The following is a 13032-nucleotide window of genomic DNA, read 5'->3' as shown; positions in this document are numbered from 1 at the left end:
GGCGACGGCGGCGTGAAACGTACGCCGACGGCGCCTCAGGCCGCTCCGAACAGGCCGTTCAGGCCGGTCCTCCGGGCGGGGCCGGAGCGCCCGCTCTCCCACGCGTACCCGCACCTGCAGCACATCAGCCGCCGGCGGCCCCCCGCCGAACGCGAGAGAACCCGGATCTCCTCGTCTTCGGTGCACTTGGCACACATAGCCGAAGTCATCGAGTGAACTCCTCGCACTTCTCAAGTGAACAGAATCTGTACAACTCTGCCCAGGGTGACATATACGAGGGTCCATCCACCAGATGAGAACTTCCTGTGGGTGAACTGTAAAGCGCTATTGACCAGCGGGAACGTCGTCGGCGTTGGCCACGCCGTAGGGGATGTGGACCCCGGCGATCGACCCGACCGCCTCATCCAGGTGCGTCGTCTGATCGTCGAAGAAGATCAGCGGACGGAGCACCTCGAGCACGCGCACCTTCTCCACGCCACCGAGGAAGAAGGCCTCGTTGACGTAGACATCCCAGGACTGCAGCGACCGGATCGCCCGCTCGTGGGCGGGCGCGCCGCGGGCGGTGACGAGCGCGATCCGCAGCCGTGGCTCGTAGCCCGGATCCTCCAGGCGGCGCTGCTCCTCGATCTGCTGGATCCGGTTGAGGTCGCGCAGGAGCGGCTGCAGCGGCCCGGGCTCGAGCGGCTCGGTCTTCCGGCTGGCCTCGTAGGCCCTGTACTTCTCGATGCCCTCCTCGCGGAAGACCCGCTCGGAGCCGTCGTCGGCGAGCACACCGTCGAAGTCGAAGGCGACGACGACTGAGCGGTCTGTCTCGTCGTACGTCGCTGCCGACGGCAGCACGTGACCGGCCGGGAATCCCTCGCGGCTGGCGGCGATGACGTCCTCGCGGTTGCCGCTGAGGAACAGCGACATCCCGAGCGCGCCGATGTAGGGGTGGGGCGAGCGGCCCTGGGTGAAGACCGCGCGGGTCATCGGCAGGCCGTGGTCCTCGATCGAGCGCATCACCCGCAGACCGGTGTTGGGGTCGTTGCGGGAGACCACGATCACCTCGACGAGCCCGTCGTCGGCGTCAGCCGCCAGGTCGTTGAGGCTCAGCAGCCGCTTGATGAACGGGAACGCGACCCCCGGCCGGAGCGGTTCGTCGATGCGCTCGTCCTGGTAGAGGCGGTACGCCTTCTCCCCGTGCTCGCGGAAGTACGCATCCGACTCGGTGAGGTCGAAGAGCGCGCTCGACGCGATCCCGACCACCAACCGGTCCCTCAGCTCGTATCCCACGCGTCGCAACCTACCGTCGATGAATCGATAAATCGTGTGCGTTCCGGGTCTGGGCCTGCCTACGGTGGACGACATGCAGCAGCGACCGCGCCCGTGAAGACACTGCACGGGTTGTGGGGAAGCGGCTATCCCTCCTGGGTTGGGTCCAGGCGATCGCGGGTTCGAGTCCCGCCAACCCGACGGCGATGTCAGTCCGCGTTGGTGACGCGGAGGAACTCCTGGACGTCGAAGACGGCGCGGACGACGCGTTCGGACTTCGGGATCAAGGGTGCGACCTCGTCGTACGAGACGATCCGCGGGTCGGTGACGCGGTGATCGACGCCGTCGTGGACGATCGTGGCCGACTTGGCGGCCAGGACGTTCTGGGCCCAGTCGACCTTCGAGGTGTAGGGCAGGAAGACGACGAAGCCGTCAGGGGTGGGGAGCGGGGTGATCGGGGTGGCGTACTCCCGTCCGCTCGCGCGGCCGACATGGAGGACGACGCCGTTGCTCGCGCCTTCCGTCCCGGCGGTCTTCAGGGCCTCGGAGGCGAAGCGCTTCGAGAAGGCGCGGATGCGGTCCTGCAACCACGGCGACTTGTTGCGCATGCCGATCACGAAGGCGGCGCCCGCGCCCGCTACACCGACAGCCAGCAGACCCGGGATCACTCGACTCAGACGCATGCGGCAAACCTACCTCGCACCCGTACAGCGGCTCGGGTGACAGATACCGTGGGCGCCGTCACAATTGTGAGAAGCGGACGAGAGGAGTGCGGATGCGGCGTTGGCTGCGCTCTCCCATGCGTACCCACCTGGGCACAGAAGCCGATCGGGCGACCTTCCGCACCCTCCACAATGCATCGCTGGCGAGCCCGGCGCTGCGTGGCGGCCTGACCGTCGACAGCGCCGAGCGGGCTGCTCCACACCTGCAGGCGCTCCTGGCCGCCCCCGCGCTCGCGATCACCGACACCGACGGCCTGCTCGCCTGGGAAGGCATCGGCACCCACCACCAGGAACACGTGACCAAGCTGGCGGAGGGGACGCTGGAGCGCGGCGCGACCCGGTTCTACGACCGGGTCGATCTGGAGTGCGGCCAGGCGGGCTGCCCGCTGCACTCCGCCGTGGTCAGCCCGTTGGTCGTCGACGACCACCTGGTCGGCACGCTGCAGGCGTACGCCCCGGACACCTCCGCGATGATGGTCCGCGCCACCGACGAGGTCGCGACCTGGGTCTCCGGCCAGCTCGAGCTCGCCGAGCTCGACGCATCGCGGCGACGTCTGATGGAGGCCGAGGTGCGCGCGCTCCGCGCTCAGATCAGCCCGCACTTCATCTACAACTCGCTCGGGGCGATCGCCAGCTTCGTACGCACCGATCCGGAGCGTGCGCGCGAGCTGCTGCTGGAGTTCGCGGACTTCACCCGCTACTCCTTCCGGACCCACGGCGAGTACACCACGCTGTCCGAGGAGCTCCGTTCCGTGGAGCGCTACCTGCTGCTGGAGCAGGCTCGGTTCGGCGAGCGGCTCTCGGTGAGGCTCTCGGTCGCGCCCGAGGTGCTGCCGATCGCGGTGCCGTTCCTGTGCCTGCAGCCGCTGGTCGAGAATGCCGTACGCCACGGTCTGGCCGACGCGCAGACCGGCCACATCTCGATCCGGGCCGCCGACAGCGGCACCGAGTGCGTGATCGAGGTCGAGGACGACGGCGCCGGCGAGGATCCGGAGAAGGTACGCAACGCGCTGGCCGGCGGCAACGACTCCGTCGGACTCGGCAACGTCGACGCCCGACTCCGCAACGCCTACGGCGACGACTACGGCCTGGTGGTCGAGACCGCCCCCGGCGCAGGCACGAAGGTCATCCTCAGAATCCCGAAGTTCGCCCCAGGAGTGCACCCATGAACCGCACCACTCAGGCAGTCGCCGCGCGACAGGGAGCGCCTGGTGGCCGGCTGAGAATCCTGGTCGTCGACGACGAGCCGCCGGCGGCCGACGAGCTCTCCTACCTGCTCACCCAGGACGCGCGGGTGGCGGAGGTGCGCACCTGCCTGAACGCGACCGACGGGCTGCAGCAGCTGCAGGGGTCGGGGGTGGACGCGGTCTTCCTCGACATCCAGATGCCCGGTCTCAACGGGCTCGAGCTGGCCCGGCTGCTGGCCCGGTTCAAGACGCCGCCGGCGGTCGTGTTCGTGACCGCCCACGAGGAGCACGCGCTGGAGGCCTTCGACCTGCGCGCGGTCGACTACGTGCTCAAGCCGGTCCGCGCCGAGCGGCTGGCGGAGACGGTCACCCGGCTGATGGGCAGCATGCCGGAGGAGGAGCCGAGCGGCGACATCCAGATCCCGGTCGAGCTCGGCGGCATCACCCGCTTCGTGTGGCGCTCCCAGATCACCCACGTGGAGGCGCAGGGTGACTACGCCCGGCTGCACACCGCCGACGCCTCCCACCTGGTGCGGGTCCCACTGACCCAGCTGGAGCAGGAGTGGGCCTCCGCCCGGTTCGTACGCATCCACCGCTCTCTCCTCGTCAACCTCGCCCACGTGACGGAGGTGCGCTCGGAGGCCGGACGCTGCTCGGTCGTCGTCGGCGGCTCCGCCCGCGGGACCGAGCTGCAGGTCAGCCGCCGGCACACGCGCCAGCTCAAGGACCTGCTCGCCCGGCGAAGCTGACATGACCGAACCTCAACGCGTACGCGTCACCGGACCGCCCCGGCGACGCCCGGCCGTCCGCCGGGTCGACGTCGACGAGGACACCCGCCTCGGCGAGGTCTACCTCGGCTCGCTGATGCGCGCCCAGCTCTCGATCGCGTTCCGAACCCTGGCGGTGCTCTTCCTCGGCGTCGGCTCGCTCCCGCTGCTGTTCTGGCTGGCCCCGGGTCTGGTGCGCACCGCGCCGTTCGGCGTCCCGATCCCGTGGCTGCTCCTCGGGGTGCTGGTCTACCCGTTCCTGTTCTTCCTCGGCCGCTGGTACCTGCGCGGCGCGGAGCGCAACGAGGCCAGCTATGCGGACCTGCTCCGCTCGGACGACGAGGCGCCATGACCTTCGACTCCGCCCCGGCGATCGTCGCGGTCACCCTGGTCACCCTGGCGACGCTGACCATCGGCACCTGGGGGCTACGGTTCAGCCGGACCACGAGCGACTTCTACGTCGCCTCGCGGTCGGTACGCCCAGGCCTCAACGCCAGCGCGATCGGTGGGGAGTATCTCTCAGCCGCCTCATTCCTGGGCGTCGCCGGGCTGGTGTTCACCTCGGGCGCGGAGATGCTCTGGTATCCGATCGGCTGGACCGCCGGCTATCTCGTGCTGCTGACCTTGGTCGCGGCACCTCTGCGCAGGTCAGGGGCGTACACCCTTCCCGACTTCGCCGAGGAGCGGCTCGCCTCCACAGGGGTGCGGCGGCTCTGCTCGCTGCTGGTCGTGAGCATCGGCTGGCTCTACCTGCTGCCCCAGCTGCAGGGCGCCGGGCTGACCCTGGAGTTGGTCGCGGGCGCACCTCGCTGGGTGGGTCCGGTGCTGGTCGGAACGGTCGTGCTGGTCAGCGTCTTCTCGGGCGGGATGCGCTCGATCACGTTCGTCCAGGCCTTCCAGTACTGGCTCAAGCTGACCGCCCTGCTGGTACCCGTCGGGGTACTGGTCGCGGTCTGGGCCAACGACGGCGCACCCCGCGCCGATCTCAGCCAGGCCTGGTCGCTGCCCATCGGCACCGACACCACCACCGGCCTCTACGCCACCTACTCGCTGATCGCCGCGACCTTCCTCGGCACGATGGGCCTGCCGCACGTCGGCGTCCGCTTCTACACCAACCCCGACGGCCGCGCCGCCCGTCGCACGACCCTGGTCGTGCTCGCCCTCCTCGGCGTCTTCTACCTGCTGCCGCCGATCCTCGGCCTCCTCGGACGCGTGTACGCAGCCTCCCCCGCCTCCGCCGACACCCTGGTGCTCGAGCTGCCTCGGCTGATGGTCCCCGGCTGGGCGGGCGACGCCCTGACCGGACTGGTCTGCGCGGGCGCGTTCGCGGCCTTCCTCTCCACGTCGTCGGGCCTGGCGATCGCCGTCTCCGGCGTGCTCTCCCAGGACGTTGTCGTACCGCTGCTGCGCCGAAGGGGCAGCCGCTTCGGTGGCGTGGCCGCCTTCCGGATCGCCTCTCTGGTCGCTGTCATCGTCCCGGTCGCCGTCGCCCTGCTGACCCCCAGCGTCGGGGTCGCCCGCGGGGTCGCCCTGGCCTTCGCACTCGCGGCGGCCACCTTCTGCCCGCTGCTCCTGCTCGGCATCTGGTGGCGACGGCTGACCGCCTACGGCGCCGCCACCGGGCTGGTCACCGGCCTGGTCACCACGGGGTCGGCCGTGGTGTTCACGATCAGCGGGTCGCGTACGGGCACCTGGGCGGATGTCGCGCTCACCCAGCCCGCACTGTGGGCGGTGCCGCTCTCCTTCGCCGTCATGATCCTCGTCAGCCTCGCCTCCGCCGCCCACGTCCCGGCCCACACCACCCGGCTGCTGGTCCGCCTGCACTCCCCTGAGCCGGTGAGCGAGCCGGCTGTGTCGTCCATGAAAGCGGCTCTGCAGAAGCGCTGACCGGCCTGCGACAGCAGCCATTCAGCGTACGAAATCGACCGCTCGTCGCGCGACGACGCCGTCTACCGAGGGACCGGGCGTTCCCCCGCGACGAGCGGTTCGACCGACCCCTAATGTGACTGCGATCACACGTCGTCCGTCATCCACCCCCACGGTTGACGGCCTCGTCAACGAAAGGGTTAGACCGTGAGCGAAGAAGCGCACGACCAAGCCCACCGGCACGACCCGGTCTACGACAGACTGCACGCCACGGCAGAGTTCCGCGCTCTGCGGTCGGCGTACCGGAAGTTCGTATTCCCGGCCACGGTGGCATTCCTGGCTTGGTATCTCCTCTACGTGTTCTGCTCCAACTGGGCAGAGGACTTCATGAACACCAAGCTCGTCGGCAACATCAATGTCGCGCTGGTCTTCGGGCTCCTCCAGTTCGCGACCACGTTCGGCATCGCCTACCTCTACGCCAACTACTCCAACAAGCACCTCGATCCGCTGGCTCGGAAGCTCGACGAGGAATACGAGATCGAGAAGAGGCAGCTCTGATGGACGGTAGCCAGATCCTCACCACGGTCCTCTTCCTCGCGGTCGTCGCGGTCACGATCGGCATCACCTTCTGGGCGAGCCGGCAGACGAAGACCGCGGCCGACTACTACGCCGGTGGCCGCGGCTTCTCCGGTTTCCAGAACGGTCTCGCCATCGGCGGCGACTACATGTCGGCGGCGTCGTTCCTCGGCATCTCCGGCGCCATCGCCCTGTCCGGCTACGACGGCTTCCTCTACTCGATCGGCTTCCTCGTCGCCTGGCTGGTGGCGCTGCTGCTGGTCGCGGAGGTGCTGCGTAACTCGGGTCGCTACACGATGGCCGACCAGCTGGCGTACCGGATGAAGCAGCGCCCGGTCCGCCTGGCAGCCGCGACCTCCACGGTCGTCGTCTCGATCTTCTACCTGCTGGCCCAGATGGTCGGTGCGGGTGCCCTGGTGGCCCTGCTGCTCGGCGTCGAGGACCAGGCGGTCAAGAACGTCGTGATCCTGTTCGTCGGCGCGCTGATGATCTTCTACGTCACCGTCGGCGGGATGAAGGGCACGACCTGGGTCCAGATCGTCAAGGCAGTCCTGCTGATGACCGGCTCGGCGCTGATCGTCATCCTGGTGCTCGCCCAGTTCGGCTTCAACCTCTCCGAGCTGCTCGGCTCGGCCGCCGACGCCTCGGGCAAGGGCGACGCCTTCCTCCAGCCCGGGCTGAAGTACGGCCTGAGCTTCACCAGCGAGCTGGACTTCGTCTCGCTCGGGCTCGCCCTGGTGCTCGGCACCGCCGGCCTGCCGCACATCCTGATCCGCTTCTACACGGTCCCGACCTCGGCAGACGCTCGCAAGTCGGTGCTGTGGGCGATCGGCCTGATCGGTGTCTTCTACCTGTTCACCCTGGTCCTGGGCTTCGGTGCGGCCGCGCTGGTCGACCCGACCACCCTGGACAAGGCCGGCAACCTGGCGGCACCACTGCTCGCGCAGGAGGTCGGTGGCGGTGAAGGCTCCGTCGGCGGCGCCGTACTGCTGGCACTCATCGCCGCGGTCGCCTTCGCCACGATCCTCGCCGTGGTCGCGGGTCTGACGTTGACCTCCTCGGTCTCCGTCGCCCACGACATCTACAACTCGGTGATCAAGCGTGGCACGGCCACCGAGAAGGAGGAGATGAAGGTCTCGCGCTGGGCCGCGGCGGGCATCGGCCTGGTCGCGATCCTGCTGGCCATCCCGGCGCAGTCGCTGAACATCGCGTTCCTGGTGGCACTGGCCTTCGCGGTCGCCGCCTCGGCGAACCTGCCGGCGATCATCTACAACATGTTCTGGGCGCGGTTCAACACCCGCGGCGCGATCTGGTCGATCTACGGCGGCCTGATCTCCTGCGTCGGCCTGGTCTTCTTCTCGCCGGTCGTGTCCGGCAAGACGGCCGTGGACGCGGTGACGGGCGAGACGATCTCCGCCTCGCTCTTCCCGCTCGGCGTGGACTTCTCCTGGTTCCCCCTGGAGAACCCCGGCATCATCTCCATCCCGCTCGGGTTCTTCCTGGGCTGGCTGGGCACGGTGACGTCGAAGGAGCCGGAGACCGCTGAGCGTTACGTCGAGCTCGAGGTGCGCGCCCTCACCGGCGCCGGCTCGGAGAAGGCGATCACGCACTGATCCATCGCGGCGGGCCGTCGTACACAGGTGTTGTACGACGGCCCGCCATCATTCTTTCCCCCGCACTACCCTGTGGCTTGAGCCACACATTTTTCGTACGTAGGAGTCACTGTGAGCGACGAGACCCTGTCCAACCTGCTGCACGAGAAGCGCCGGTTCGAGCCCCCGGCCGAGCTTGCCGCCGCTGCCAACGTCAAGGCCGATGCGTACGACGCCGCTGCCGCGGACCGCGACGCGTTCTGGGCGGCCGCCGCGGAACGGCTCACCTGGACCAAGCCGTTCGATCGCGTCCTGAACTGGGACAACCCGCCCTTCGCGAAGTGGTACGAGGGTGGCGAGATCAACGTCGCGTACAACGCCGTCGACCGCCACGTCGAGGCCGGGCTCGGCGACCGGGTCGCGATCCACTGGGTAGGCGAGCCTGCCGATGACAAGCGCACCATCACCTATGCCGAGCTCAAGGACGAGGTCTCCCGGGCCGCGAACGCCTTCGAGGCGCTCGGCGTCGGCAAGGGCGACCGGGTGGCGATCTACATGCCGATGATCCCCGAGGCCGTCTTCGCGATGCTCGCCTGCGCGCGGATCGGGGCGATCCACACCGTCATCTTCGGTGGCTTCTCCGCCGACGCTCTCGCCACCCGCGTCGTCGACTGCGGCGCGAAGCTGATCGTCACCTCCGACGGCGGATACCGCCGTGGCGCACCCTCGGCGCTCAAGCCCGCCGTGGACGAGGCGGTCACCAAGGTCGAGGCGACTCAGCCGGGCCTGGTCGAGAACGTACTCGTGGTCAAGCGCACCGGCCAGGACGTCGACTGGAACGACTCGGTCGACAAGTGGTGGTCGGATGTCGTGTCGTCGGCGTCGACCGAGCACACTCCGGTGGGGCATGACGCCGAGCACCCGCTCTTCGTCATGTACACGAGCGGGACCACCGGGAAGCCGAAGGGCATCCTGCACACCACCGGCGGCTACCTCACCCAGGCGGCGTTCACGCACTGGGAGGTCTTCGACCTCAAGCCCGAGACCGACGTCTACTGGTGCACCGCCGACATCGGCTGGATCACCGGCCACTCCTACATCGTCTACGGGCCGCTGGCCAACGGCGCGACCCAGGTGCTCTACGAAGGCACCCCGGACTTCCCCGAGAAGGGTCGCTGGTGGCAGATCATCGAGGAGTACGGCGTCACCATCTTCTACACCGCGCCGACCGCGATCCGGACGTTCATGAAGCAGGGGCGCGCCATCCCGGACGGCCGCGACCTCTCCTCGGTCCGCCTGCTCGGGTCCGTCGGTGAGCCGATCAACCCCGAGGCCTACATCTGGTACCGCGACGTCATCGGTGGCTCCTCGGTGCCCGTCGTCGACACCTGGTGGCAGACCGAGACCGGCGCGATCATGATCTCGCCGCTCCCCGGGGTGACGGCTGGGAAGCCGGGATCTGCGATGAAGGCACTGCCGGGCGTGGGCGCCGACGTGGTCGACGACAACGGCGTCTCCGTCCCGAACGGTGCCGGGGGCTACCTCGTGCTGACCCAGCCGTGGCCATCGATGCTGCGTACGATCTGGGGCGACGACCAGCGCTACATCGACACCTACTGGTCGCGCTTCAAGGACCAGGGGTTCTACTTCGCCGGTGACGGCGCGAAGAAGGACGAGGACGGCGACGTCTGGGTCCTGGGCCGCGTCGACGACGTGATGAACGTGTCCGGACACCGGCTCTCCACCACCGAGATCGAGTCGGCGCTGGTCTCGCACCCCTACGTCGCGGAGGCGGCGGTCGTCGGCGCGACCGACCCCGACACGGGGCAGGCCGTGGTGGCGTACGTCATCCTGCGCGACGGGTCGCCCGAGGACTGCCACAAGGAGCTCTCCGACCACGTCCGCAAGGAGATCGGCCCGATCGCCAAGCCGCGGCAGATCATGATCGTGCCCGAGCTGCCGAAGACGCGCTCGGGGAAGATCATGCGGCGACTCCTCCGCGACCTCGCCGAGGGTCGCGGCGTCGGCGACACGACCACGCTCGCCGATCAGACGATCATGGACCTCATCGCCGCCGGGAAGACGACCGCCACGGACGAGTAAGCCTCTGCCGAGTCGGCGCATCTGACCCCGTGTCTCGCGAGCGAAGCGAGCGAGAGGGGGCGGATGCGCCGACTCGGCGTTCCTGTACGGCCTCTAGCCCTTCTTGCCGTACTTCACCCGGCGGATGAAGTGGCTGTCGGTCCAGATCGGGTCCTTCGTGACGGCCTCACCCGACCCGGGCGCGTGCCAGACCCAGCGACGGCCGTCGCGCTTCCCGGCGTAGATGCCGACGTGGTAGACCCCGCCACTGCCGTAGAAGAAGACCAGGTCGCCCTTGCGTGGCTTCTTGACCTTGAAGGTGTGGCTGACCTGTGCCGACGAGCTGTGCGGCAGCTTGCGGCCGAGCTTCTTGTAGACCCATTGGGTCAAGCCCGAGCAGTCGTAGGCGCGGGGGCCGTTGGCGCCGTAGGAGTAGGGGTCGCCGGCCTGGCTCTTGACGCGACGCAGCGCTCGCAGCCCGCGCGACTTCTTCTTTTTCTTGGTGGTGGTGCCCGTCTGAGCGCTGGTGCTTGCACTGGTCTGGGCACGTGCGCCCGGCGAGGAGGCTGCCGTGGCGGACTGGGTGGGAGCGGCGACGAGCGCGAGACCGACCACCAGGGCGGTCGCGAGGCCGACGGTCATCGTTCTGTGGGCGCGCGAAAGCGCACGGACACACGATCCGGTCATTCGAGGTTCCCCTGTTGCAGCGACGCCTGCGAAGGTTGACCTGTCGGATTCGGGCTGCTGTTGCCCGGGCGCTGGATGTGTTCCGTCTACGCCTTCACCCCAAGCCGGTCTGCCTTGTCTCTGGCTCCCGGCGTACTGCTCGGCTCCCCCGTGCCCGCCACCGTGGTCGGATCGACTCTCCTCCGGTTGTGACGGGCCTCGGCGCGACCGGAGCGGCCCCACCGTTCCGTAGGGCTCATCCACTATGCAACGGAACCCGGTGCCGGTCGGGGCATTTGTGCAGCAACTCACTCTCTAATTGATGGTTTTGTATACGTTTGCCATCGTTTTCATTCAATTCTTGGATGAAGGTGGCCCCGAGTTGGCCACCTTCCTACCTCTGGCAGCGGTGCTTGCTAGGGTCGTCATCAGGTGTGCCGGGAAGTCTGGTCGGCGTGAGTTCATCGACCCCTGAGCCCTTGGAGGCCCATCCGTGTCCGACACCCGCAACCGCCTCTTCACCCGCGGCTCCTGGCTGGAGACCTCGCGGACGGCCGAGATCCTGCGAGCCGAGACGACCGGCGGCGTACTCCTCATCATCGCCGCGATCATCGCGGTCATCCTGGCCAACAGCCCCTGGCAGGAGGCGTACGAGGCGGTCCGCGACTTCCGGATCGGTCCCGAGGCCCTTCATCTCGACCTGACCATCGGAGCCTGGGCGGCCGACGGCCTGCTCGCGATCTTCTTCTTCGTCGCCGGCCTGGAGCTCAAGCGCGAGTTCGTCTCCGGCGACCTCCGCGACCCCCGGCGTGCCGCACTGCCGATCGCGGCCGCGGTCGGCGGCATGGTCGTACCGGCGCTGGTCTACGTGGCCGTCAACCTGATCGGCGACGGCTCGCTGGCCGGCTGGGCGACACCGGTGGCCACCGACATCGCCTTCGCTGTCGCCATCCTGGCGGTCATCTCGACGCATCTGCCTGTGGGACTGCGTACGTTCCTGCTGACCCTCGCCGTCGTCGACGACCTGCTCGGCATCATCGTCATCGCGGTCTTCTTCACCTCCGAGCTGCACATCGGCTACCTGCTGCTCGCGCTCATCCCGATCGGACTCTTCGCGGTGCTCGTGCAGCGTCGCGTACGCAGCCCCTGGCTGCTCCTCCCGCTCGCCCTGATCGCCTGGGCCCTCGTCCACTCCAGCGGTGTCCACGCCACCGTCGCCGGGGTGCTGCTCGGGTTCACCGTGCCGGTCATCGCCCGCAACCCGGAGGCCAAGCGCGGGCTCGCCGAGCACTTCGAGCACCTGGTCCGGCCGATCTCGGCCGGCGTCGCGGTGCCGATCTTCGCCTTCTTCGCCGCCGGCGTCTCCCTCGGCGGCTGGGACGGGGTGACCAGCGCGCTGCGCGACCCGATCACGCTCGGCATCATCCTCGGTCTGGTCGTCGGCAAGACCATCGGGATCTCGGGGTCGACCTGGCTGCTGGCCCGGTTCACCCGTGCCTCGCTGGACGACGACCTCGCCTGGACGGACGTGATCGGGATGGCGATGCTGGCCGGCATCGGGTTCACGGTGTCGCTGCTGATCGGCGAGCTCGCCTTCGAGTCCGATCCGTCCGCCCACGACCACATGAAGGTGGGCGTTCTGTTCGGGTCCGTGCTGGCCGCTGCCCTGGCGACGGTGGTGCTGCGGGCCCGCAACCGGGTCTACCGCCGCATCGAGGAGATCGAGACTCTCGACGCCAACAAGGACGGCGTGCCGGACGTGTTCGAGGATGATCAGGGTCGCGACCGGTAAGGTCGTGGGCGCTCCCCAACACACGTTCAGCGAAGGATTCCCATGGCAGTCGACATCGTGAAGTCCCCGGGCGGCGAGGACCCGACGATCGGCAAGCTCGTCGTCGACGCCACCCGCGACATCTCCGAGCTCGTCAACAAGGAGATCACGCTCGCCAAACAGGAGCTCAAGGTCTCGGTGACCAACGCCGGCGTCGGCGTCGGTCTCTTCGCCGCCGCCGCGTTCCTGCTGGTCCTCGCCGTGATCATGCTGTCCGTCTCGGCTGCCTACTTCATCCACTGGACCGGCCTCGGCCTGCAGTGGTCCTTCCTCATCGTCTTCGGTTTCTACGTCCTCCTCGCCGCCCTGCTCGGCTTCGTTGGCGTACTCAAGGTGAAGAAGGTCAAGGCTCCCGAGAAGGCCATCGCCCAGGGCAAGGAGATCCCCCGGGCTCTCAAGGGCCACCGCTGACCCACCCCGCCGAGGCGTCACTCCCGTCGGCCGAGGCGTCACGGTGACGGGCCAGGTTTCGTCCACAGGGCACGCTGA

General features: G+C 68.6%; 12 protein-coding genes and 1 tRNA gene. 10 read left to right on the top strand and 3 right to left on the bottom strand.

Going from position 1 to position 13032, the window contains the following annotated elements:
• Positions 1-324: 324 nt before the first annotated feature.
• Positions 325-1275, bottom strand: a complete 951-nt coding sequence (locus ACIO3S_RS03170) for a 5'-nucleotidase (RefSeq protein WP_400459322.1) — start codon at positions 1273-1275, stop codon at positions 325-327.
• 107 nt (positions 1276-1382) lie between these two features.
• Here ACIO3S_RS03170 and ACIO3S_RS03165 point away from each other — a divergent pair.
• Positions 1383-1455 (top strand) — tRNA-Pro (locus ACIO3S_RS03165).
• A gap of 8 nt (positions 1456-1463) precedes the next feature.
• Here ACIO3S_RS03165 and ACIO3S_RS03160 read toward each other — a convergent pair.
• A complete protein-coding gene (locus ACIO3S_RS03160; RefSeq protein ID WP_160025754.1) occupies positions 1464-1937 on the bottom strand; it encodes a nitroreductase in 474 nt (157 codons plus the stop codon).
• A gap of 92 nt (positions 1938-2029) precedes the next feature.
• Here ACIO3S_RS03160 and ACIO3S_RS03155 point away from each other — a divergent pair, with 92 nt between their 5' ends.
• The 7 genes from ACIO3S_RS03155 (at position 2030) to acs (ending at position 10067) form a co-directional block, all read left to right on the top strand.
• The gene (locus ACIO3S_RS03155; protein WP_201451158.1) at positions 2030-3145 is read left to right on the top strand and encodes a histidine kinase; all 1116 of its coding nucleotides are present in this window, start codon (positions 2030-2032) and stop codon (positions 3143-3145) included.
• Positions 3142-3912 carry a LytTR family DNA-binding domain-containing protein gene (locus ACIO3S_RS03150; RefSeq protein WP_160025755.1) on the top strand — a complete coding sequence of 257 codons (771 nt, stop codon included), beginning with the start codon at positions 3142-3144 and terminating at the stop codon, positions 3910-3912. Before ACIO3S_RS03155 ends, ACIO3S_RS03150 begins: the two co-directional genes overlap by 4 nt.
• Position 3913: 1 nt before the next feature.
• Complete coding sequence (locus ACIO3S_RS03145; RefSeq protein WP_400459317.1) at positions 3914-4282, top strand: hypothetical protein; 369 nt, start codon at positions 3914-3916, stop codon at positions 4280-4282.
• A complete protein-coding gene (locus tag ACIO3S_RS03140; protein ID WP_400459314.1) occupies positions 4279-5817 on the top strand; it encodes a cation acetate symporter in 1539 nt (512 codons plus the stop codon). The genes ACIO3S_RS03145 and ACIO3S_RS03140 overlap by 4 nt, the downstream gene beginning before the upstream one ends.
• A gap of 186 nt (positions 5818-6003) precedes the next feature.
• Positions 6004-6354: a DUF485 domain-containing protein gene (locus ACIO3S_RS03135; RefSeq protein WP_160025759.1), complete on the top strand. Its 351-nt coding sequence runs from the start codon at positions 6004-6006 to the stop codon at positions 6352-6354.
• Complete coding sequence (locus ACIO3S_RS03130) at positions 6354-7985, top strand: cation acetate symporter (protein WP_400459310.1); 1632 nt, start codon at positions 6354-6356, stop codon at positions 7983-7985. The genes ACIO3S_RS03135 and ACIO3S_RS03130 overlap by 1 nt, the downstream gene beginning before the upstream one ends.
• Positions 7986-8096: 111 nt before the next feature.
• On the top strand, positions 8097-10067 hold the full coding sequence (gene acs, locus ACIO3S_RS03125) for an acetate--CoA ligase (RefSeq protein WP_400459307.1): 1971 nt from the start codon (positions 8097-8099) through the stop codon (positions 10065-10067).
• Between the two features lie 93 nt (positions 10068-10160).
• Here acs and ACIO3S_RS03120 read toward each other — a convergent pair whose 3' ends face one another.
• On the bottom strand, positions 10161-10688 hold the full coding sequence (locus ACIO3S_RS03120) for a C40 family peptidase (RefSeq protein WP_400459304.1): 528 nt from the start codon (positions 10686-10688) through the stop codon (positions 10161-10163).
• A 517-nt stretch (positions 10689-11205) separates the two neighbouring features.
• Between ACIO3S_RS03120 and nhaA the strand changes: the two genes are divergently transcribed.
• Together nhaA and ACIO3S_RS03110 are read left to right on the top strand one after the other, a co-directional pair.
• A complete protein-coding gene (nhaA, locus tag ACIO3S_RS03115) occupies positions 11206-12504 on the top strand; it encodes a Na+/H+ antiporter NhaA (RefSeq protein WP_400459301.1) in 1299 nt (432 codons plus the stop codon).
• Positions 12505-12546: 42 nt separating this feature from the next.
• Complete coding sequence (locus ACIO3S_RS03110; RefSeq protein ID WP_400459298.1) at positions 12547-12954, top strand: phage holin family protein; 408 nt, start codon at positions 12547-12549, stop codon at positions 12952-12954.
• Positions 12955-13032: the final 78 nt, after the last annotated feature.

It is taken from the genome of Nocardioides sp. NPDC087217, assembly GCF_044744805.1.
Classification (GTDB): domain Bacteria; phylum Actinomycetota; class Actinomycetes; order Propionibacteriales; family Nocardioidaceae; genus Nocardioides.
The sequence above is the reverse complement of the archived record's forward strand: the minus strand, read 5'-3'. Positions and strand labels throughout refer to the sequence as shown.

Bases quoted from the DNA above. Each gene is read 5' to 3' on its own strand.
- ACIO3S_RS03145 (WP_400459317.1), top strand. From the start codon at position 3,914: ATGACCGAACCTCAACGCGTACGCGTCACCGGACCGCCCCGGCGACGC.
- ACIO3S_RS03120 (WP_400459304.1), bottom strand. From the start codon at position 10,688: ATGACCGTCGGCCTCGCGACCGCCCTGGTGGTCGGTCTCGCGCTCGTC.
- ACIO3S_RS03140 (WP_400459314.1), top strand. From the start codon at position 4,279: ATGACCTTCGACTCCGCCCCGGCGATCGTCGCGGTCACCCTGGTCACC.
- ACIO3S_RS03110 (WP_400459298.1), top strand. From the start codon at position 12,547: ATGGCAGTCGACATCGTGAAGTCCCCGGGCGGCGAGGACCCGACGATC.
- ACIO3S_RS03155 (WP_201451158.1), top strand. From the start codon at position 2,030: ATGCGGCGTTGGCTGCGCTCTCCCATGCGTACCCACCTGGGCACAGAA.
- ACIO3S_RS03130 (WP_400459310.1), top strand. From the start codon at position 6,354: ATGGACGGTAGCCAGATCCTCACCACGGTCCTCTTCCTCGCGGTCGTC.
- ACIO3S_RS03160 (WP_160025754.1), bottom strand. From the start codon at position 1,937: ATGCGTCTGAGTCGAGTGATCCCGGGTCTGCTGGCTGTCGGTGTAGCG.
- ACIO3S_RS03150 (WP_160025755.1), top strand. From the start codon at position 3,142: ATGAACCGCACCACTCAGGCAGTCGCCGCGCGACAGGGAGCGCCTGGT.